Source organism: Coprococcus sp. RTP21281st1_F1_RTP21281_210402 (genome assembly GCF_040915325.1).
Taxonomy (GTDB): Bacteria; Bacillota; Clostridia; order Lachnospirales; family Lachnospiraceae; genus Coprococcus; species Coprococcus aceti.
Map to the genome: position 1 here is coordinate 1 of NZ_JBCPDQ010000011.1, position 20,652 is coordinate 20,652.

21 protein-coding genes and 1 pseudogene are annotated in these 20,652 nt (G+C 43.9%); all 22 read right to left on the minus strand.

What is annotated here, in order from left to right:
• Nucleotides 1-571, minus strand: a pseudogene (locus tag AB5150_RS13370) (hypothetical protein); the annotation flags it as partial.
• Nucleotides 572-781: 210 nt separating this feature from the next.
• The gene (locus tag AB5150_RS13375; protein WP_022217052.1) at nt 782-1,624 is read right to left on the minus strand and encodes a sugar ABC transporter permease; all 843 of its coding nucleotides are present in this window, start codon (nt 1,622-1,624) and stop codon (nt 782-784) included.
• Complete coding sequence (locus AB5150_RS13380) at nt 1,624-3,060, minus strand: carbohydrate ABC transporter permease (protein ID WP_055272114.1); 1,437 nt, start codon at nt 3,058-3,060, stop codon at nt 1,624-1,626. The genes AB5150_RS13375 and AB5150_RS13380 overlap by 1 nt, the downstream gene beginning before the upstream one ends.
• A 104-nt stretch (nt 3,061-3,164) precedes the next feature.
• Nucleotides 3,165-4,472 (minus strand): extracellular solute-binding protein, encoded by a 1,308-nt coding sequence (locus AB5150_RS13385; RefSeq protein WP_015534549.1) that lies wholly within the window; start codon nt 4,470-4,472, stop codon nt 3,165-3,167.
• Nucleotides 4,473-4,984: 512 nt separating this feature from the next.
• Complete coding sequence (locus AB5150_RS13390) at nt 4,985-5,995, minus strand: LacI family DNA-binding transcriptional regulator (protein ID WP_022217055.1); 1,011 nt, start codon at nt 5,993-5,995, stop codon at nt 4,985-4,987.
• A 187-nt stretch (nt 5,996-6,182) separates the two neighbouring features.
• A complete protein-coding gene (locus AB5150_RS13395; protein ID WP_015534548.1) occupies nt 6,183-6,767 on the minus strand; it encodes a transcriptional regulator in 585 nt (194 codons plus the stop codon).
• 211 nt (nt 6,768-6,978) lie between these two features.
• The gene (locus tag AB5150_RS13400) at nt 6,979-7,899 is read right to left on the minus strand and encodes a GH25 family lysozyme (RefSeq protein ID WP_368292031.1); all 921 of its coding nucleotides are present in this window, start codon (nt 7,897-7,899) and stop codon (nt 6,979-6,981) included.
• The gene (locus AB5150_RS13405; protein ID WP_368292032.1) at nt 7,886-8,326 is read right to left on the minus strand and encodes a holin family protein; all 441 of its coding nucleotides are present in this window, start codon (nt 8,324-8,326) and stop codon (nt 7,886-7,888) included. Before AB5150_RS13405 ends, AB5150_RS13400 begins: the two co-directional genes overlap by 14 nt.
• 18 nt (nt 8,327-8,344) lie before the next feature.
• Nucleotides 8,345-9,565, minus strand: coding sequence for a hypothetical protein (locus AB5150_RS13410; RefSeq protein WP_368292034.1), 1,221 nt, complete (start codon nt 9,563-9,565; stop codon nt 8,345-8,347).
• Nucleotides 9,566-9,576: 11 nt separating this feature from the next.
• Complete coding sequence (locus tag AB5150_RS13415) at nt 9,577-10,662, minus strand: collagen-like protein (protein WP_055222266.1); 1,086 nt, start codon at nt 10,660-10,662, stop codon at nt 9,577-9,579.
• A 14-nt stretch (nt 10,663-10,676) separates the two neighbouring features.
• Complete coding sequence (locus AB5150_RS13420; RefSeq protein WP_368292035.1) at nt 10,677-12,647, minus strand: hypothetical protein; 1,971 nt, start codon at nt 12,645-12,647, stop codon at nt 10,677-10,679.
• 10 nt (nt 12,648-12,657) lie between these two features.
• On the minus strand, nt 12,658-13,026 hold the full coding sequence (locus AB5150_RS13425; RefSeq protein WP_055222268.1) for a DUF6711 family protein: 369 nt from the start codon (nt 13,024-13,026) through the stop codon (nt 12,658-12,660).
• Nucleotides 13,027-13,041: 15 nt separating this feature from the next.
• Nucleotides 13,042-16,659 carry a hypothetical protein gene (locus AB5150_RS13430; protein ID WP_368292036.1) on the minus strand — a complete coding sequence of 1,206 codons (3,618 nt, stop codon included), beginning with the start codon at nt 16,657-16,659 and terminating at the stop codon, nt 13,042-13,044.
• A 40-nt stretch (nt 16,660-16,699) separates the two neighbouring features.
• On the minus strand, nt 16,700-17,065 hold the full coding sequence (locus tag AB5150_RS13435) for a hypothetical protein (RefSeq protein WP_368292037.1): 366 nt from the start codon (nt 17,063-17,065) through the stop codon (nt 16,700-16,702).
• Nucleotides 17,007-17,474: a hypothetical protein gene (locus AB5150_RS13440; protein WP_055222271.1), complete on the minus strand. Its 468-nt coding sequence runs from the start codon at nt 17,472-17,474 to the stop codon at nt 17,007-17,009. The genes AB5150_RS13435 and AB5150_RS13440 overlap by 59 nt, the downstream gene beginning before the upstream one ends.
• Nucleotides 17,475-17,559: 85 nt before the next feature.
• A complete protein-coding gene (locus AB5150_RS13445) occupies nt 17,560-17,982 on the minus strand; it encodes a phage tail tube protein (protein WP_368292038.1) in 423 nt (140 codons plus the stop codon).
• Between the two features lie 22 nt (nt 17,983-18,004).
• Entirely contained in the window at nt 18,005-18,379 is a 375-nt protein-coding gene (locus AB5150_RS13450) for a hypothetical protein (protein WP_368292039.1), read from the minus strand.
• On the minus strand, nt 18,376-18,903 hold the full coding sequence (locus AB5150_RS13455) for an HK97-gp10 family putative phage morphogenesis protein (protein WP_346998009.1): 528 nt from the start codon (nt 18,901-18,903) through the stop codon (nt 18,376-18,378). The genes AB5150_RS13450 and AB5150_RS13455 overlap by 4 nt, the downstream gene beginning before the upstream one ends.
• A gap of 2 nt (nt 18,904-18,905) precedes the next feature.
• Complete coding sequence (locus AB5150_RS13460) at nt 18,906-19,241, minus strand: hypothetical protein (protein ID WP_346998010.1); 336 nt, start codon at nt 19,239-19,241, stop codon at nt 18,906-18,908.
• A complete protein-coding gene (locus AB5150_RS13465; RefSeq protein ID WP_055222276.1) occupies nt 19,198-19,563 on the minus strand; it encodes a phage head-tail connector protein in 366 nt (121 codons plus the stop codon). The genes AB5150_RS13460 and AB5150_RS13465 overlap by 44 nt, the downstream gene beginning before the upstream one ends.
• 10 nt (nt 19,564-19,573) lie before the next feature.
• Nucleotides 19,574-19,789 carry a hypothetical protein gene (locus AB5150_RS13470; RefSeq protein ID WP_161171376.1) on the minus strand — a complete coding sequence of 72 codons (216 nt, stop codon included), beginning with the start codon at nt 19,787-19,789 and terminating at the stop codon, nt 19,574-19,576.
• Nucleotides 19,790-19,799: 10 nt separating this feature from the next.
• Complete coding sequence (locus AB5150_RS13475) at nt 19,800-20,639, minus strand: hypothetical protein (protein WP_346998011.1); 840 nt, start codon at nt 20,637-20,639, stop codon at nt 19,800-19,802.
• Between the last annotated feature and the right edge of the window lie 13 nt (nt 20,640-20,652).

A 20,652-nucleotide genomic window follows, 5' to 3' on the forward strand; every position in this document is an offset into this window, starting at 1 on the left:
GGCCGCCATCAAACAGTGTGTACCATGAGTTGTTACATGTGTGGTAAGCCTTAGGGCCCTCCTCCCAGCATGTTGCAACTGCACACTTGACTGATGGGTACTTCTCCTTGATGTAGTTTGTGAGCTCGGCGTCCATGTAGTATGAACCAGTTGATTCAGGGTAGAAGCCAAATATATCATGGAACTTTCCAAATACGTCATCAACGATATTCTTCTTGTCCTCCATTGAGAACATCCAGATACAGAAGTCCTTGGTCTTGTACTTCTCTCTGAACTCTGTGCAAGGAAGTCCGAGAAGTGAGAGCGCTATCTCATCTCCGTACTTCTCGTGGTGCTCCTTTGCCAGTGACACAGCCTCCTCATTGAAAAGACTGGCATATGTCATCTGAATAGTAGTCTTGAGTCCGTTCTTGTGAGCTGTCTCCTGCTGGAACTTGAATATGTCCAGTGACTCTGTGAGGAGAGCTTTTCTTCCGATATCCTCTGCCTGACCATGGCCTGTAACCTTCTCGGCATACTCAGGAACCATCTCAGGACGATGGATAATGTTTACAATAAATGTATTCTCCATATCTTAAATCTCCTATTTCATATATGTTGTAACCTTTTGATCTAAAGATGATCGTCCCCTAACAAGTGACAATATCTTCATTTTTCATCCTGTCAGCCCTATTTTAGGGCTAATTATAGCAGGCATCCACACCACCATCCATATGTGGTCCATCCGGTACGCAGACACCTGCCCAAAATAAATTTTCTCATTTCTCTCAGACCGTCCGCCTTAACCCTTTACAGAACCGCCAGTTACACCCTCTACATAGTACTTCTGCATGATGACGAACAGTATTGAGATAGGGATAGCTACCACGATACCGCCGGCACAGAATACTGAGAAGTATTTGTTGACAAGTGATTTTTCAAGCATATTGTAAAGACCTATAGCTACTGTCCAGTCCTTCGAAACTCCTGAGTTGAGCATAAGCTTTGCGAATACAAAATCGCCCCAAGGTATAAGGAAAGAACTGATTACCTGATACACTACTATTGGCTTACACAGAGGAAGAATTACCTTCGTAAATATCTTTGCCTCCGAAGCGCCCTCAAGTCTGGCAGCCTCCTTAAGTGACATTGGTATTGTGTCCATGAATCCCTTCATGATGAGGAATCCAAGTCCCGATCCCGCTGAGTAAACTATGATCATACCGAAATGGCTGTTTGTAAGTCCCAGCATCTTCAGGATAAAGTAAATTGCTATCATGAGAAGTGGGCCAGGGAACATATTGAGTATCAGCGACGCACTCATGATCTGTTTTCTGCCGTTGAATCTCATACAACTCATCGCATAGCTGACCATAATTACAAATATAGTAGAGATGATACATGTAAATACTGCAATGATAAGTGTATTCTTGAACCATGACACATACTGCACAACCGAATCAGGTCTTGTGAGCAGCTGAACAAAGTTGTCCATAGACCAGCTAGTTGGGAAGAAATGCGCTGTGTTGATTCCCTTATATCCGCTGAATGAGGTGACAACCAGCCAGATGATCGGAACCAGCCAGATAACCGCGAGGACAAGTAATACGATATGTTTAACGATCGAACCTATTGTTTTCTTCATTACTGGTACTCCTCCTCTTTATCTCCTGAGATCATTCTTGAGAATGATATAAGTGTAAATGCTGCACATATGATAAATACTATGATACCGATAACAGATGCCATCTTGTAGTCGTAGTATTCATTTGTAAGTCTGAACAACCATGTAACAAGAAGGTCAACTTCCTTTGCATGCGAATTGGCAAGCGCCTGATTCTGTGTGACGAATACATCCTGTGTGAGCAGGTAGATTACGTTGAAGTTGTTGATATTCTTTACAAAGTCTGTTATAAGTGCCGGGCCCTGAATGAACAGGATATATGGCATTGTGATCTTCCAGAACACCTGGAAATTTGTTGCTCCATCAATCTTTGCACTCTCGATCTGATCTGTAGGTATATTCATCAGAACACCTGTTGCGATCAGCATCTGGTATGGAACACCGACCCAGATATTGATGAGAATGATCATTACCTTTGCCCAGTGAGGATCGGTCAGGAACGGTATATATGTAAGATGTTCACCGACAAGTCCTACATGCTTAAGCATGTCTGTGATACCAATATTTGAGCAGATAGTGTTCACAATACCGGAATCAGCGAAGAAGTTTCTAACCAAAAGCAGTGTTACGAACTGCGGAACTGCTATTGATATGATGAAAAGTGTTCTCCACATCTTTGGCAGCTTGGTTGTCTTGGAATTGATCGCCTTGGCAAGAAGGATACCGCCTATGAATGTGGTAAATGTTGCCATGACCGCCCATACAAGTGTCCAGCCAAGAACCTTTCTGAATGAATATCCAAATGTGACTGTCATGCTGTTTGAAAACAGGCTTGCGAAGTTCTTGAAGCCCACCCATGTAAACAGTGAGTTTGGTGGAAGGTGCTGCTGGTCATAATTGGTAAATGCCACCGCTATAAGAATAAGTATCGGCAGAATATTCATTATGACTACACCAATTGTCGGAAGTGTGAGAAGTGTTATGTGAAACTTCTCGTTGAAGAGTGACTTCATATCTTCCTTGAATGTATTTATATGTTCTCCATTTTCCTTCATCTGCTGAAGCTTGTACACTGTCTTGATATTGTGAATGTAGAAAAGCACGAATATAAGTATGATGAACAACGCAACCACCGAATTGAGAAGGATCTGGAAAGAATTGTCGTAATTATTAGTGGTTGTCTGCATGGTGAGTGGATCAAATACCTGCTCAAACTTTACAGTTCCAAGAGTTCCAAATTTGGCAAGGTTTGGTGCCGCATAGCCTACGCACATCAACACAAACGCAGCCTCAACGATGAGCATGATCAAACCATTGACGATCTGCTTTCTTGCGAAGTAACCTGCACCCATGATAACCGCTGAGAGCTTAACCCATATATCACCTTTTGCAAAAGCAACACCAAAATTCTTGAAGTATCTTCCTATGGCTTTAAAGAATCCTGATATTTTCTTCATGAAAAAGCTCCTCTCTTTTTAAAATGCCCCACATGCCACGAATGACATATGAGGCATTCTCATTATAACCTATAAATATTATTCAAAGTACTTCTTAATTGAGATTACTCCTGTGATACAGGTGCTTCAATTCCTTCTACAGCATTGTCGAGAAGCTTCTGAAGATCTGTTCCGTCCGGATTACCCTGGGCAAGGATTGAACCAAGTGTCTCAGCTGGTGTCCAGTAGTTGCCGCCTACACGCTGTGGTGTTGCATATGCTGCCTGAGCTGCAAGAGCTGATATAGCTGGATCAGCCTTAACTTCTTCTGACTCTGAAGCGTTGATGTTTGAAGGACCAAGGCCTCTCTGCTTAAATCTTGTAACCTGTGTATCCTCTGATGTAAGATACTCAGCAAGAAGCATTGACCAGCCTACGTTCTTTGAATGTGGGTTTACACCTACAAGCTTGCATCCTGAGAATGAAGCCATCTGAACCTGCTTGCCTGCAACTGTGTATGTAGGAAGCTTAGCTGCTGCATAGTTCTCGCCCCATGCTGCCTGAGCGTCTGCCGCTCTCCATGTTCCGTTAACTGCTGCACAGATCGTACCCTCAGCGATTGCTGTTGCCTGTGTAGGATCATCCATATCTACAAATGCGCCAGTCTTAAAGAGATCAAGAATTGCCTGAGCTACGTCTGTACCGCCTGCCTGATTCCAAGTACATGTATTTGTAAGTCCGTCATCGTTAAGTGTAAGGTCAAGACCTGCACCCTGGAAGAATGAGTATACATACCAGGCATCTGATACGTTCATAGCAATCTTCTTATTTGCCTTCTTTGCTGCCTCGATCATAGCATCCAGTGACTGAACATCATCCTCTGTGAATACTGATGAATCATAGAACATGAAGTATCCGTTATCTGCTGTCATTGGATATGCATATAATGTTCCATCAACAGAAGCTGCCTCAACAGAAGCTGCTACATTCTCGTTTGCAACATCAAAAGTATATGTAGCCTGTACCGGCTGAAGTGCTCCAGCCTTAACCAGCTCATTGATCTGATCATCAGCAAATGCGAATACATCAGGAGCAGCCTCAACGTCTACCAGGATATCATCCTTTGTCTTTGACTCTGACTCGGCTCCGAGTGTGATGTTGAAGTCAACATCTGAATACTTTTTCTTGAATTCTTCAATAACCTGTGTTGTGAGATCCTGATCTTCCTCAGAAGCCCATACCGAAAGATCTACAGTTCCTGTTGTTGCATCAATTAAGTTCTGAATCGCATCATCTGATGCTGCAGCCTGTGTTGTGCTGTCGCCAGCAGCTGCTGTTGTTCCTTCGTCCTTTGAATCTGCGTTGCCACATCCCGCAAGGCATCCTGCCATCATCGCAGCAACAAGTGTTAATGATAAAACTTTCTTTCTCATTCTTATGTCCTCCTCTTTAAATAAATAATAAGAAAATTAGTTGCCCTTATTGTTTCCCGTGCGCAATCGGTTGTTCTTTATGGTTATATATTATCAGTTCTGTTTATTGTTGTCAACTACTAATTCATATAACTTTTAAAATAAAAAAATATACATTTTGCACAAGCCGCTTCATTCGGAAACGTTTCCATGTTCGTTATATTTTGCGCACCCGTTTGCGTTGCACACTATATATGGTAATATTTGTTAATCATCCGCAATCCCATATGTGAGATTTTCATGTTTCATTTCCTTTTCTAGCCATTATTACACTCATTTAGGCCGTTTTTTCATTACTTTCCTCTTTGTTACACCATAGAATATTGCTATAACAGCAATATTCTATGGTGTATTTTCATGCCCGTCGCGCATCATTTTTTTGCGCATATTGCGCATATTCTGGCCCTTTTCACATAAAAACAGGGCGTCAGCCAAACACTGACGCCCCTCTAGGAAGGATATATAACTATGAATTACTTCGTTGACTCTTTTAATCTGAGTTCATAACCCAGATGTGTCTTCTTCTTAACTTCGTTGCCCTCTATAAAATCCACCAGCAGTTTACATGCCACCATTCCAAGCTCACGCGGATCAAACTGGAGCGATGTGATCGCAGGCTGGTAATTGTTCAGAAGTGAGCTGTTGTAGAATGACGCAACTCTCACATCAGTTGGCACCTTTATGCCCTTCTTATCCAGTATATTAAGTACATTCTGGCATATTCCATCATCCATACACAGTATGCATTCTGCTTTCTGCTTCATTATCTCTTCAATGGCATGTTCACATAATACGGAATTATCTATATCAAAGTATACCAGGCTGTTATCTACCGGTACCTCCATATCCTCCATCGCATCAAGATATCCTCTATACCTGTTGAGGGTTACCACATGATTCTTATTGCCACCCATGAGGGCTACCTTAGTCATTCCTTTGGCAAGCAGTATAGATGTAAGCTCACGGCATGCACTTCTGTGATCATGATCAACCTGGACAACATTGTCATCATCCATACTTCCAACCACAACAAATGGTATCTTTTTTTCCTTGAGATATTCTGCCGGGGCATCATTCACAAGAGTTCTTCCAAGTACAACCCCATCCACCTTATGATTCTCAACAATTCTCTCCAACTGGCTCATATCATCCGGTGACACTGTACACACAAGCACATCATAATCCACTGGCGCAGCCATCTCCAGCAATCCCATCAGGCACTTCTGAAAGAACGGCAGATCCACCACGCTGTAGTCGCTCGGCATGACCCATCCTATATTATAGGATTTTGACTGTGCCAGCCCCTTCGCTATAACGCTTGGCTTATAATTATGCTCCTCTATATACTCGAGAACTCTCCGCCTTGTCTCGGCACCGATCCTTCCCTTTCCGGAAATCGCTCTCGATACTGTAGTCTTAGATATATTTAACGCCTCAGCCACATCAGAAATGGTCATCTTCTGGCCTGACTCTTTTGTCTCCATGTTCAAGTCTCCTTTTGTTCAGCACATATCTCCGCATTTGCGCAACGCTCCATGCGCAATCGGTTGCCCTTGATATTATCATAGCTTTTTTTGTGCACAAGTCAAGATTTTTTTGATTTTTACCATGTCAAGTTGGATATTTTGTCAAAAAGAACAAAGATATTTTTTTTATTTGTGCAATTATATCTTACTTTGATGCCCACAGATCCCTGAGAGCCTGCTGCAAATAAGAGAAATCCACAGATGGCACATCCTGATTCAGTCTGCCCTCTTTCCTGCACACATCATATAATCTTATTCCAAGAGATGCCACATCCCGTCTGTCCTCCGCAGGCAGACTTGCATACAGCATGTCAAATTCAACCAGAGCTTTAAGGTCACCTGACCAACCCGATGCAAGCCAGGCTATATCAGCCGTCTTGTCATCTCCAAGTGCTTTAACGCTCTCAACCAGTTGACTATATTTACTGTTGACAGTTCCATTCTTCATACCCTGCCAGTGAAAAAGTGCAGTCTCAGACACACCGAGAACACTAGCTATAGCCGGAATGTGCCGCGCTGTCGGAAGCCTCTCCTCATTCTCCCACTTGTAATATATCCCTTCTGTTATCTTATGATTCTCCGGCAGGAGCTCATTTATCTCCGCAACCATATACTTTACCGTATACTTCGAAGATCTGCTGTTTTTGCGGATATCCCGCATATTGAAGCCTATCGTATCTACCATTTCTGTAGAATCCGACGCCCCCTTTTTTGTTCTCCTTCTATTCATCTCTCTCCTCCATTGTATACATTTATACATATTGTTTATTTTATAATTAATATATTGATATGTCAAAATATCTCAAAATGGCTTAAATACGTTACTTTTTGAAGGTACTTCGTGTAATAACATATCATGGCAAATCAATTTTTTGCCCCTAAATTGCCCCTAAATTGCCCCTAAAAAAAGCCCACCATATTGCTATGATGGGCTCTCTGTTCTACTTCAAAATCTCATTGACTTTGTTCTGGATTATAGTTGGATTATACCCCGCTGCCTTAAGCCTATTGATACGCTCCTGTCCGTTGCCCCACTTGCCTATGATGACTTCATGAGCAACTGCATTGATGATCTTGTCCTGTGTCATCTGTGATGCCTTGACAAGTTTGTTGACTGCTGCCTGAACCTTGCTATAGTCATAACCAGCCTTGGCCAGTCTACTCTTGCGATCAGCACCATTGCCCCATTTGCCCGCTAACACCTCTTTAGCCAGTGTATTGACGCTCTTCTTTGCTGTCGTGGATGCAGATGCGGTCTTGACCTTACCGGCCAGCTTATTCCAGCTCGCTGCACTGATATAAGCCTTATTGAGATCAAGGCTGCCGCTGTAACCTGAGAGCTTACCGACAGATGTGTACTGACGTATAAGGCAGTTGTAAGCTCCCTCATTCCATGGGTGCTCCTGGTATCCGGTCTCATTGCAATCTGGGTACTGAGCGACCCACAGGCCATATCCAGCTTTCTTCACGGCATCCATAGCGCTCTTCTGCACATATATGATCGGCTTGATGCCGGTCTTCTTCTGCACATAATTACACCACTTCAGGCACCACTCCAGATCCTTGACACCAAACAGATGGTTGTTTTTTGCCTCCCAGTCCAGAACAAGAATTGCTTTGCCGATATATTTCTTGCTATAGGCGATAAAATACTCCGCCTCACTGTGTGGATCTCCGCCATTTGCGTAGTGATACACGCCCAAGAGCTTCTTCCTATTCAGGACCTTATCACAGTGACTAGCAAAGTATCTGTTCTTGTAGTTCGTTCCCTCGGTCGCCTTCACGATGCAGAAGTCGTATGGCACTTTGGCAAGGTCTATTCCAGCATCCCCCTGCCATGCACTGATGTCAATTCCGTTCATTTTGATCGCCGCCTTTCTCTTCACTCTTTGATGTTAATATGTCTATTGCTTTATTGATTACCTCAGGAAGCGGTACGCCCATGAGACCAGCGTTCTCCACAATACTGATCGTCTCATTTACAATAAATCCTATTATCACCGCATCCCGGATATAGTTTGACCCTATCGCCAGATCGAGCCTATAGGCTATCAATACAAACAAAAGGGACATGCCCTTACGACATAATCCCTTCCATCCTGCCTTGCTCTCCAAGGCCCCTGACGATGTTTTCTTACTGTTGTGGAAAACTCCAGCCACCACCAAACCACTCACATAGTCAATTGCCATGAACATGACCAGTGTTGCCAGTCCAGCATCCCATCCACCAAACAAGGATGCTATCACACCGCCTATTGCTCCGGCGGTTGTACATATTGCATTTTTCATACTTTCTATCCTCCTAAATTAAGATGTCCATTTATCGCCTGTCAGCCATGTTCCAGAGAGTGATATCTCATCATTTGCTGCAAGTTTCACTGTAGTACCCATCATGCAGATGTTTCCGTCAGGCCCCACGATTCCTGTAACCGGCGGTCCCTGCTGACCGGATGATACAGCTACGATCGATACCGGCCTGAAACCAGTCGGGACGGATGCAACACCTACAGTTCCGGTCCTACCAACAGCGTATGACTTCTTGACCTTACATGACATGTACATCTGCACAACATTGCCGATACGTCTGAGGTTTCTGTTTGTTATATTAGATGCATTTGTGCTGTTAACCGTTATTGCACCGGATATACCTGTGCCATCAAGTGCCATTCCAATGCCGCTGTCAAGATAAGATGAGCTACCTGTCTTCCTGTTTGTACCGGTTGAATAGTCGCTATCTGTTGTCCTCGTAAATGCAAGTGCATTTCCATATAAGTTATTGTAGGTCGCCACTGCCCAGGTAGAATTTAAGGTTGGAAGCGATATGAGCGGGTAATAGTCGTTGTCAAGGATACTGTCGCCTGCATTAAATACCGCATTATCCCTTGCGGTCAGCCAAGTGGATGCTACGATTGAGCTTATTACCTTAAAAAGTGACGCTCCCACATCTCCTCTGACTGTCAGTGACGACTCGCCAGAGTTATCACCAATGATAGTATGCTTTCCAAGCTGTACCACACCTGACTTAGCTAAGCTGATTGAACTTCCATTTGTTATGTATATACCATCACTGCCAATCACAAGATGCTGTTTCAACCCATCTATACCTACTATGATGTTGCCATCCTTGAATGTAATATACTTTTCATAGTTGTCCGGATCCGCTTCGTCAACGTTTATAAGTTTCTCCCAGAATAGCTTCAATTCATTCCCCGACTTCTCAACTGACAGAGCCTTGTTGTAAGCTGCCTTTGCCGCTTCATAGCTGCTTGACTTAGATACATCCGAATAGGACACAGATCCATCACTCAAGATAGTTTGATCTACAAAGTACAAAGTATTGGTTGATCCACTGGTGTAGCTTGGCTCAGTTGTAACCCATTTCCCACCGGGAGGATTTGCCGTTGGCTTAGCTGGTGCTGTAGCTGTGGATGATTGAAGTAGATAATACCTTGTTACACTCTTGACATCCTTGACATTAAATATGGTTATTTCCGCTTTGGCTTTAATGATTGGTCCATTTGCCGCCATAGATACACCCCCTATGCTTCAAGCTGACATGTTATAGCCAGTGAGTTAGGTACATCTCCTGCACCCACCGCATAAGTATTTGAAGACTTCTGGTATACTCCGCCTGCATACCACTTGACTGTACCTATCCCAGATACTACTCCTGTTGAAGAAATAGTTTGTTCAGCACTGCCCTTGAATACATGTGCTGTAAGTACCGTAGAACCGGTGTTATTCTTAAAGATGATTCCGGCACTTGATGTAATTGTTAATGTCAGTGCATCCGCTCCTGCATTGCCCTGAGGGCCCTGTGGGCCTGTTGCTCCTGTTGCGCCTTTCTCACCCTGAGGGCCAGTTTCTCCAGTTGCGCCTTTATCACCCTTGGCGCCCGTTTCGCCTTTGATTCTTGCCCATGTATAAGCCCCTACTGTTGCCGGGTCTGCTGGGTTATAATCAGTGCATGTGCCGATATACATTCCAACATCTTCTCCTGAGTTGGATGTGAATGTCTTACCTCCATCGTTTGAATACTTCACATGAAAATATGGTGTCTTGCCGTTTGTTCCTGGAGTTCCCGGAGTGCCATTTGTGCCATCCTTAACAGTCTGAGTATGTGTGCCGTCCTTATCAGTGATAGTGATTGTTGTTACACCATTAGCCTTTGTGACAGATACAGTTGGTGATACCCCCTGCGGGCCCTGAGGTCCCTGTACTCCCTGATCACCTTTATCGCCTTTAGCTCCTGTTGCTCCTGTCTTCGCTACGGCAAACGAGAACTTCTTGTTGATCGTTACCCCATCAACAACAACTGGGATAGTTGCCTCGCATGCAGTTGTCAGCTTCGCCGTCAGAGTAAATGTGATTGTGACTTTTGAAGTTCCACTGTTACTTACCGCAGCTGTCACTCCTGTTGGGCAAACTATTGCCTTGGCATCTACTGTAACAACGGAACACATGTTATTACCACAATATGCTGCCGCATCTGTTGTGCATTTAGAACCGGCCGCAGCTCCCTGCGTGTCCCCAAGGAATGTGTATGCTTCGCTTGACAACACTACGTTGTAAGCATCTGATACATCAAGTACAGTAACCTGATCTGCTGCTTTTATTGTTGCCATATATATAATCCTCCTTAATCTGTTATAAGTTCACACATGAAAGTTACTTTTGTGTCCACGTCATCTGGTGAAAGGGTAAAAGAAAATCCGTCGTTACTCATTCTTGAATCGGCGGATGATATTATTCCATATTCTTCTTCATCAAGTTTCTGCCATTTCCACTGGATGTAGGCTGAACTTCCATACACTTCATGTAACTTATCTATATCTGTTATCCTGTCTTTTCCGTGGTATATCACCACAGACAAGACTGTTGATACTGCATTATTTTTAAATACGGTTCCTCTTGATGATTCTATCCTCAGGAGTGTGGTTATCTCATCTCTGACATTATCAACATCCTGTTTTATGTCACTTATAATGTTTTCTATGTTCTGCTTGCCAAGGGTGAATTTATCTGCCGATATAGCAAGATGGGATTCTCCCTTATTATCCACATAGAACATTATGAAATTGTCAGAATCACCAATGTTTATCTGGCCATCACTTCCGAGATATGTTCCCCGGGATGTATTACTCATACTCTCTTTTGTGCCAGAGTATAAACAACCATCCGCTATGTGCCAGCCGCCTATTGTTGCTCCAAATGCCACAAGATCATCAACAGCTATCTTAGTTGCCGTGATAGACTTAGCTCTGATCACACCGCCATCAAGGCTGTTGTAATCCGTCTGCTCTTTCTCTACTGTGTTACCATCAGTATTCAGTTTGTAATACAGACCATCTTCACCCTTGATGACGAGCTTATCCGCTATGACTGTACCACCCTTGATACTGTCTCCCAGGATAGTCACACCAACGAGTGTTCCTGTGACCTTCTGATCACCGACCACAACATCTTCAATCAATCCCGACTTGGCGAAAAACTGCTCCAGAGCTGCCTTACCTATATTTGCAAAATCTATCTGTGCATACTTGATAGCCGCATCTTTCGCATCCAGCTTATCTGCATACAAACGCCTGTATACCTGCTGCACATAGTTCTCGGTTGGGCTTACATATGTCGCTTCACTGAGTTCTGTACTGCCATATGATCCGATAGCCGTTATAAGCCCGCCGTCATAACTGAAATCCAAGCTCATGACCGGCACCGGATATGCTTTGCCATCTCTGCTCAATACCTGTACTATATCTCCAAGCTCAAGTCTCATATCACCCGCAAAACTGCATGTCGTTGGATGATAGCTCATATCCTTCAGCTTTGCATACAGGCCGTCAAGAATCTCCTGTGTCATCAGGAAGTTGCTTGTTGCTATTCCTGTAAGCCCCTGTCCTGATTTTATTGTGCTGTTCTCATCAACAGCACATGAGATATACCCAACCTGAAACATGTTCTCTTGCACAACAACATCATCAAACGACCTGTTAAGCCCTACCGAATAATCCGTTGTCGTGTACCACCTGAAATCAAGCACTCCGTCCCTGTCAAATGTTGCAAACTTGCCGTCAATGCCAGCTATGAATCCAACTGCCTGTCTGTATGTGTAGCCATCAAAGTTTTTTGATATGTTGATTCCTGACGGAGCATTCTTCATTCTGATGCCTGTCAATGTCTCTATCTCTGCACATACCTCCGATATATCACAAGGATATAAGAGATTAGACAGATAATATCCAGACAGCTTGTAAGCCATCCTGTCGTATGCAGTGAACGTGATCCTGCCATCATCAACAGTAGGTTTCTGCGCCATGAAGTATCCCATCTTGACATACTCTATACTGTCATCATCAAGCATGAGGCCTATCTCAAGCAGAAATTCCTTGCCGGTCAGACTTATATCCGGCTGTATCATTGTGATATCAAGCTGCGTGGAACTGGCGCACCCTATCTCTAAGGTGCTTGTTCCAGTTCCGGCTATACACTTCATATCAACACTGACAAAACCGGATTCTATGACAGTGTCATCACATGTTATACGTGCTCTGAAGGTTCTGCCATCGCCCATTATTCTATTGCCAAAGTTATCTGATACTTTCGTGTACATCCGATATCTCCTACTTCTCTATCAGGTCAACTCCAACCCCTGTATACCTGTACATTCCATCACGTATGTCATATACCGGGTATGTCGGAGTGCCTGCATACATCCTCTTTGTTACATATTGCTTTGTTCGTGGATCCTTGAATTTAACATCAAAAAAAGAATCATAGATTGCACTCTCTATAAGTGCTATCTGTGATTCTGTGAGGTAATTCCACTTAATCTTCAATGTCATCTTTCTGGCCACGATATCACCGAACATTTCTCCATCCGAGACTCGCCCAGTGTTCTTGCTCCAGATCTTCTCTGGCGCATAAGTGAGACCACCATTGATCGCTGGATCTGGCATGTCCACTCCATTTATAACAAGCTCTGCTGCCACAGTCTCACTCCTTTCCTATACCAATATTGGATTCTTGCCTGTCTGGATGGTCCTGTCGTTGATGTCCTTTATAACAACATCTGTAACCTGTTTGCCGCCGACATATACATTTATCACAGGTGTGTTTCCACCTGACTTGCCGCCACCACTGTTCGCCGCTGTGACCGCCCTGTATACACCAGCTTCAATACCTTCGACTATCTGAGCATTATTCGCAACCGCTGTCTTACCATTGCTGAACTTACCAACAAGCTCTCCGTGGTTCGCCATGAACAAGCCGTCCTCCGGGAAACCGCCAGTCGCAAATGTGGATATATGTCCAACATTAAAACCAATTGTAGTTCCATCGAATAATGTCTTATATTTTCCGTGAATAATATCATAATAACGGATAGGATTAATCTTCCAACTCAGCTTGTTAAGATTGTCGATAATGTAAGTATTTATCCATCCAATAACCGTATTTATGGCTGATCTGAAACCGTTTTTTAGTGCCTGCACAGAAGTAGCTGCTACGATTGTGAACCTTACAGTCTTATTTTTCCACTGTGCCGATCTATTGTTCCACCACGTTTTTATGCTCTGAATCGTTGTCACGGAATTAACGCTAAACTTTGATATCTTATTTTTCCACTGTGCCGATCTATTGTTCCACCACGTTTTTATGTTCTGAATCGTTGTCACGGAATTAACGCTAAACTTTGATATCTTATCCTTCCACTGATCCGCCCTGTCCTTCCACCATTGTCTTATAGCCGCTGGTGTAGTTGCTACAGTGGCAGTCAATATAGCGGTTTTATCTTTCCAGTCCTGCAGCTTATCTGTTGCCCAGTCTTTTATCTTACCAACAGTTTCCTCATCAAGCGCCGCTGACAACTTTGCAGCTATAGGCAGTGACTTGTTTTCTGAGTCTCCCCACAGGCTCTTTATCGATTCCCAAATATCTGACAAAGTATTCTTCAACTTGAGACCAACCTCAAGTGCTGTATCCTTGAGTTTAGCCCATACATCTTTGATACCTTCCCATATCTTCTGTGCCTGATCTGACCAGTCTGTGCTCTTGATCTGATTGATAATAGCATCCCAGATAGCAAGTACCAATTTGTAAAATGCGCCTGCAACACTGATGACAGCCTTGATAGCACCTGTAATGATTCCTATCCAGTCTACCGATGTTATTGCATCGACAAGATCTGTACCAATAGAATCCCAGTCCACTTCATCGAAGAATGTCGATATACTGTTCAGTACACCCTTTACACCCTCACCGAAGGTCTTACCACCCTCCTTAAAGTCTATCGCTCCAAAGAAGTTATTAACTGTCTTGCTTGCACTCTCCCCGGCTTTCTTCCAGTCAAACGTCTTGGCAAAGCCAAAGCCTGTATCTATGACATTCTGAACCGCTGTACCAAGCGTATCTCCAGCCAGCGACCAATCTGTAGTGGACAGCGTGCTGTTTAGTGTTTCCGCAAGGGACTCTCCCCACTTCTTAAAATCAAACTTCTTCTGGAATGTATTGATTGCTCCCAGAATTGTGTTGATTCCATTACCAAGTGTGGATCCTACAAGATTCCAGTCTGTCTCCTCAACTGCTCCATTTAAAAAGTCGGCTATCTTCTCGGCTATGCTGCTGCACTTCTTCTGGACACTGCTCCAATCAATAGATCCTAAAGCACTGTTTATCTTGTCTCCAAGGGCCTTTCCAACAGCTTCCCAGTTGCCACTCTTGATAGAATCTGCAAGGCTGCTTGATATATCAACCTTTGTGGTTTTCCAGTTGCCTGTATTCAGTCCGTTTCCGGAGCTGCCGCTTCCGGAGCTTCCACTGTTATCATCCAGCTTGGTGATCTCGTCAAACCCCAGCAGCACATTCTGCAGTTCTTTAGCACTTGCAGCCGACTGGTCAAGGCTTGCCGAATAATCTTTCTGAGTATATACAGCCTTTTCAAATGTTGTTTGACCTGTAAGGTATGCAAAGAACTCAGCCAGCTTGTTAAATGCATCAGCCACAGTGTTCACTATACTTGTAAGTATTGGTGTTATATAGCTGAGTAGAGGCTGAAATGCTGATAAAATGCTGCTCTTTAAGTAGGTAAATGAGGATGCCAGCAGTGACAGATCATTGTTCACGACAGCCGACTGCTTTGCAAAGCTCTGCAAGGTTTCACCCATGCCACTCATAAGCTGCATGAACAGCATTGAGAGCACCATAGACTTCACCATTCTGGCAGTCTGTGTAAACTTAGAGCTTAATCCTGACAGCTTATCTTTAAGTGATGATAATCCTCTTCCTATCAGTGTTGTATTCTCATAAAGAGAGAGCAGTCTGCGCCCAGCATTGCCCGCCGCAGTTCCAAAGTTTCTTATGTGGGACACACCATTTTGGAACCTATGAATCAGTGATGCAGTAGCATTACCGACATTCTTGACAGTAGATGCAAGTCTGCCAAAAAAGCCAGTAGATGTATTCTGAGATGTATTCTGCAAAGCGGCACTGAGCTGTGATATGCGTTCCTGTGCCTGCTGTATAGAATCCCTTGTCTGCTGCATATTTGCCTGAAGCATTTCCTGCTTACCGCTTAAACTTGCTGACTGTGTCGATGCCGTACTATATGCGTTCTGAAGTGATCTCAGTTTATTCTCCTGCTGAGTAATAATAGAGTTCATTCTCTGAAGCCCCTGTGTGCTTCCAAAGTTTCTGCTTTCGGCACTGACTCCTTCCATGGCTGTTTCCAACTTCTCAAGTCTTCCCCATGCCTGTTCACTTGATGTATCCAGTTCATTCATCTTTTTAGTCATGTCTTCCATGGACATGAACGAATTACCAACATCTATGATGTCATAAGGAGACTGCTTGAGTCTCTCCATGGCATTGAATAACTCGTTGGCTGATATTTTATTTTCATCAAGTGTAGTCTTGAGTCTGACCATCTCTGCATTTATGCTGTCGTCAATATTCAGCTCAGACATTATTGAGGACATCGCCTCATAATCTCTTTTTAAACCATCAAGTCTTGTTTGCTGTGCCTGTATATCATTACTGGTTTTCTGAACCTTCTGATTCTGTATATCGTACTTCTGATTCACTGCGTCCAGCTTTATCCTGTACCCATTGAGGGTATTCTGCAGCTTCTGGAGCTTGGCCTGTTCCGCATCAAGAGCTTTCTGTGTCTTTTCCTGTGTTGCATCACCGGGATTGCTCGAAACCTTATACGATCTCGTCTCGCCGCCATTGTTTGTATTCCCACCCCAATTAGCTGTTGGCCTTGAGTTGAATACATCCTGCATAGTTTCTTTGACTTTTTTCCATCCGGTCGTTATTTTGGCCGTTTCAGCAGTGCTCTGCTTTGATACAGTCTGCATCTTGGAATTTATCTCACCAACCGCCTTGCCTGTTCCGCTAACAGTCTTCGTAACCTCTGACATCTGCTTGTTATATGCAGCGCTCTGCTCTGTGAGCGTCCTGAGGTCTTTTGACATATCCTTGATAGGCTGCGTTATCTCATCCAAGGCACTTGCTATGTCCATGGTCTGTGCTTCAGTTCCCTTGAGAGTTTCGGTAATATCTGAAAGAGCTTTCTTCAGCTCATTGGTGTCAGCAGTAAACTTGACGGATATCTCCTCTATTGTCATATTCTGTCCCACCTCCTTCCTTTTCGTATTTCTTCATGATTTATTTTTTGCTCTTATCCACATGCCTGTACATTATTGCCTTGTACTTCTCAAGCTCTGCCTGTCTCTTTTCTTCCTCGTTCCAGTATGGGAATATATCTGATACATTTATATCTCCATCATTCTTCCATACCCACATGGATATAAGCTCAGCCTGCCTGAATGCTATGTTGGCTTCGTGCTGGTGCTTCCTGCGTTCCCGCTCGTTGTAAACCTTTATCATTTCAACAAGCTCACCCCAGGTATAATCCAATGCCTCAAAGAAGCCCACACCGGCTATCCTTGCTTCAAAGAGAAGCCTATCTATATCATAAGGGAGTGCTGTCTGACTTATCTTCGGAATCGCCCGCCGTTGGGGTCTGTCCATTATCCTTCTGCAGCTTCTCTACCCTTTCCTCAAGGCTGTCAAACATAGTCTTATATGTTGTATTGATGCTGTTCACAACACTGTTTGCCTGGTCCTTCTTGATGATTCCAGAATTGACTGCAATGTCGGTAAGGACCTTTGCAAAGTCCTCAGCTCCGCTTCTGCCGTTCTCAACAAGCAGATCGTAAAACTCCTCTCCATCTGTGATCTCGTTGTCATTGTCCTTGTAACCCAGAGCTATGCCAAGAATATCAACCGCTCTGTCTATATCATCTACTGCACCCATAAGAGTTGCCAGCATGTTCTCTTCGTACTTCTCCTTGAGAATCTTCTGACCACCTGCTGTAAGTCTCAAGTGAAACTTCTTCTCTGCTCCATCTACCTTGAGTTTGATTTCCAATGTCTGCATATCTGCTTTACCTCCTAAAAAGGCAGGGAGACCATGCCCCCTGCCTGTGATGTATTATTTCATATTGTTGTATTACAAAAATGGATTATGCTTCTACCGGATCCGTAACCTCCCACTCACCCTGAAGGTTTACAACTGCCTTTGCCTTAATGAGGTTGTTGACCTCGGCACCGGTAACTGTCGTTGTAACATATCCCTTATTCTTGAATACTGTCTTGTCAGGGAATGTGACCTCAACATCAACTATAGCCCCAGCATCCTCAAGGCCCTTGAGTATACGATAGTCTGAGGTTGCTGCTCCATTGTCATAGAGATACTCTACCTCCCAGCTATCGTTCTCCTGCACACCTGGAACACTTTTCTTTGACTTATCCTTGAAGCATGTAGCATCAAGTGATGAAGGTGTTCCTCCAATGTCTCCTATCTTTGTTGCATAATTAAGGGCTGTCTTGCCTATCTTGATATCAAGACCTATTGAGGCAAGTCCCTGCTTTGGTGTATCTGCCATTGTTTTATACCATCCTTTCTGCTTATGAAATAAGCCTGTTTGTTCTTGTGTCTACTTTGCTGCTATACCTGAGAGTCTTTCTGCAATATCCGCTGGCATCAACATTATCTCCATCGTCATCCGGGCTTTCGTAGTCCCTGTTGAATCCAAGATCCACCATCTTCTCATCAACCATCAGCATGATGGATATGCATTCCTTAAAGGTTCGGCTCCATATATCTATCTGAAAGCCCAAATTTTCAACAACACTGTGCATCCCTGTGCCAGTATTTGCTATCTGAATAAATGTAACCAACGGAACATAACTTATAGACTTTGGATATCCATGATTAACCTTTAATTCGTTATACTCTATGCTTTCAAGCAGCTCCTTGATCTGTTTTCTTGCATCTATCATCTAGTGATCTTGCTCTCCATTCTTACCGCTGATTTCAGCCTTTCTACTATGTGTTCCTCATTGTTCTTCATAGCCGGATAGAGGTATGGCTGTGGTGCCTGTCCTCTGGTTAAATATCCTATAACCTCACCATCCTTCTTTATCGGGATGAAGTGATATTTTTCAGCCTGAGCCTTATCTATCTTGTCAACAGGTATCATCCATGGTGTCTGCCTGTATCTGAGGTCTATTCCCTCAATCTTAAGGCCTGCCGCCTGTCCAACAGGTCCTGTGCCAAACTCCACATATGCTGCATAGCTCGCATTGTTGTATACCTCACCAACAATCTTATCCTCTGTCTCAGTAACCCTTGTCTGTATCTTCTCTCTGAGATATCCACCATCAACAGGCGCAAGCGCTCTGGCTTCTCCTGCTATGCGGTCGGCTTCCTGTTCCACAATCTGTTTTACATTGCCGTCAATCCCACTAGCAAGTTTATCCAGAGCGCTTATAAGTGTATCTAATCCTTTGATTTCAATAGGCATATCTACTTCACCCTCTCAATGATAACAAGACGATAAGATGGATAAGGCTTGATGGATTCCACGTTGTACATGTTATCGCCCACCTTCACCCTGTCTTTTTCTTTCAGACTGATGGAGTCATCGAAAACACATCCCTGAAGCATCTCGTTAACACGCTCACCATACTCAGCTACCTCAACCTCTGAAGATATAGGACTCCACAGAATCCTCTCAAGGATTCCTGATGGATCTGTCTCATATCCATATGATTCATGTCCATACTCATCCTCTTCAACATAACTGCGATATATCCCGCTATTCTGTCTCTTCTGTGCTATCTTTCTTCTTATGCTTGACATATACCCTCCTGTATCTCTTGAGGCTGTCCAGGACCTTATCAACCTGTGTATCAAAGCTCTCTCCTGTGAGATATGTTGTATTCTCGGACACAACGCCCTCTGAGTAGCTCTCAGACTTTATATGCTTGTCAGCCTGGTCTCTCTCATAGAGTATAGCTGCGATCTCGACCGCCTTTGAGGCAAAGGCTTCATCGAACTGCTTCACATTCAGAAACAGAACTATCTCATCCTTCGCCTCTTCCAGATAATCGGTAAGGATCTCATCGCTTATATCCTTATCAGAGCCTATCTTCCTCTTAAGCCTTGCCAGTGAATCCATCATGTATCACCTCTCAGTCGGTCGCCTTTGTGGCTGTCTTTGTTTTCTTCTGAGGCTTTGGCTCTTCCTCTGCCTCGGTATCCTCCACCGGCTCATCCTCTGCCGGTGCCACGCTGGCCGGCTCATCCTCTATAACAAAGGTCTTTATGTCCTTGCGGCAATGCTCTACAACACGCTCATTCCGGCAAGTGAAGCTGTGTCCTGTGATAATATTCTTTATAATAGCCATATCTGCCCTCCTACTTTCTATTTACTGTGAGAGTTGCAAGTGCATCCTTCTGCAGTACCTTGACACCACAGAGGTGAAGTCCCTTGACAGCATCTGAGAAGTTGCTCTCTGGTCTGTAGCCCTCTGTCTCAGTGATCTGCTCGGCAAATGAAGCACCAGCATTTGTACCGCCAAGTATCTTGTACTTTGTACCATCGGTGTTTGGTGTATTGTTTGATACATAGATCTGGAAGCCTGCAGCAGCTCCGATGTGTCCGCCCTGAAGGATTGCCATGTTGACATCTGTACCATTGCCAACGAATCTTGAATCCTTCTGAAGGAGTCCATGATAGAATGGCGGCACTACTACCCAACGGCCTACGAGCGGAACATTCTTCTCTGTGAGCTCTGTTCCAAGATCTACAAGCAAGTCATATGCATCATCCTTACTTGGAACAATTGGAGACTCATCACTTCCGACTGCTCCGGCAGCACCGGCTACCATGATTCCTGCAAGCAGTGAATCAACCGTATCATTCAGACCATATGCGGTTCTTGCCATAGCCTCGTTCATGAGCTTAGGGTTAGTCTGCGCATTGTCCACATCCTTGATGGCAAAATTGAAGTAATTTGCCTGATCAATAACAAGTGTATTCTGCTCACCTGTAAGCTCCTCTGGATCATCAATCTTTGCTCCTGTATACTTCTTGATCGTGATGTCACCGATCTGGTTGATCTTTACAGTATCACCATACTGCTTGATCTCGCCCTCATAGTCTCTGTTGACAAGTCCTGCATATACATGGATCTTGTCAAGATGTGCAAGAAGTCTTGCACTCCAAATCTGTGGAATAAAATTCTTTACTGACATATTTCATCGTCCT

What these genes read in the sequence shown, in the direction of transcription:
- AB5150_RS13375 (WP_022217052.1), bottom strand. Translation starts at nt 1,624, where the DNA reads ATGAAGAAAACAATAGGTTCGATCGTTAAACATATCGTATTACTTGTC.
- AB5150_RS13380 (WP_055272114.1), bottom strand. Translation starts at nt 3,060, where the DNA reads ATGAAGAAAATATCAGGATTCTTTAAAGCCATAGGAAGATACTTCAAG.
- AB5150_RS13385 (WP_015534549.1), bottom strand. Translation starts at nt 4,472, where the DNA reads ATGAGAAAGAAAGTTTTATCATTAACACTTGTTGCTGCGATGATGGCA.
- AB5150_RS13390 (WP_022217055.1), bottom strand. Translation starts at nt 5,995, where the DNA reads ATGGAGACAAAAGAGTCAGGCCAGAAGATGACCATTTCTGATGTGGCT.
- AB5150_RS13395 (WP_015534548.1), bottom strand. Translation starts at nt 6,767, where the DNA reads ATGAATAGAAGGAGAACAAAAAAGGGGGCGTCGGATTCTACAGAAATG.
- AB5150_RS13400 (WP_368292031.1), bottom strand. Translation starts at nt 7,899, where the DNA reads ATGAACGGAATTGACATCAGTGCATGGCAGGGGGATGCTGGAATAGAC.
- AB5150_RS13405 (WP_368292032.1), bottom strand. Translation starts at nt 8,326, where the DNA reads ATGAAAAATGCAATATGTACAACCGCCGGAGCAATAGGCGGTGTGATA.
- AB5150_RS13410 (WP_368292034.1), bottom strand. Translation starts at nt 9,565, where the DNA reads ATGGCGGCAAATGGACCAATCATTAAAGCCAAAGCGGAAATAACCATA.
- AB5150_RS13415 (WP_055222266.1), bottom strand. Translation starts at nt 10,662, where the DNA reads ATGGCAACAATAAAAGCAGCAGATCAGGTTACTGTACTTGATGTATCA.
- AB5150_RS13420 (WP_368292035.1), bottom strand. Translation starts at nt 12,647, where the DNA reads ATGTACACGAAAGTATCAGATAACTTTGGCAATAGAATAATGGGCGAT.
- AB5150_RS13430 (WP_368292036.1), bottom strand. Translation starts at nt 16,659, where the DNA reads ATGACAATAGAGGAGATATCCGTCAAGTTTACTGCTGACACCAATGAG.
- AB5150_RS13435 (WP_368292037.1), bottom strand. Translation starts at nt 17,065, where the DNA reads ATGGACAGACCCCAACGGCGGGCGATTCCGAAGATAAGTCAGACAGCA.
- AB5150_RS13440 (WP_055222271.1), bottom strand. Translation starts at nt 17,474, where the DNA reads ATGCAGACATTGGAAATCAAACTCAAGGTAGATGGAGCAGAGAAGAAG.
- AB5150_RS13445 (WP_368292038.1), bottom strand. Translation starts at nt 17,982, where the DNA reads ATGGCAGATACACCAAAGCAGGGACTTGCCTCAATAGGTCTTGATATC.
- AB5150_RS13450 (WP_368292039.1), bottom strand. Translation starts at nt 18,379, where the DNA reads ATGATAGATGCAAGAAAACAGATCAAGGAGCTGCTTGAAAGCATAGAG.
- AB5150_RS13455 (WP_346998009.1), bottom strand. Translation starts at nt 18,903, where the DNA reads ATGCCTATTGAAATCAAAGGATTAGATACACTTATAAGCGCTCTGGAT.
- AB5150_RS13460 (WP_346998010.1), bottom strand. Translation starts at nt 19,241, where the DNA reads ATGTCAAGCATAAGAAGAAAGATAGCACAGAAGAGACAGAATAGCGGG.
- AB5150_RS13465 (WP_055222276.1), bottom strand. Translation starts at nt 19,563, where the DNA reads ATGATGGATTCACTGGCAAGGCTTAAGAGGAAGATAGGCTCTGATAAG.
- AB5150_RS13470 (WP_161171376.1), bottom strand. Translation starts at nt 19,789, where the DNA reads ATGGCTATTATAAAGAATATTATCACAGGACACAGCTTCACTTGCCGG.
- AB5150_RS13475 (WP_346998011.1), bottom strand. Translation starts at nt 20,639, where the DNA reads ATGTCAGTAAAGAATTTTATTCCACAGATTTGGAGTGCAAGACTTCTT.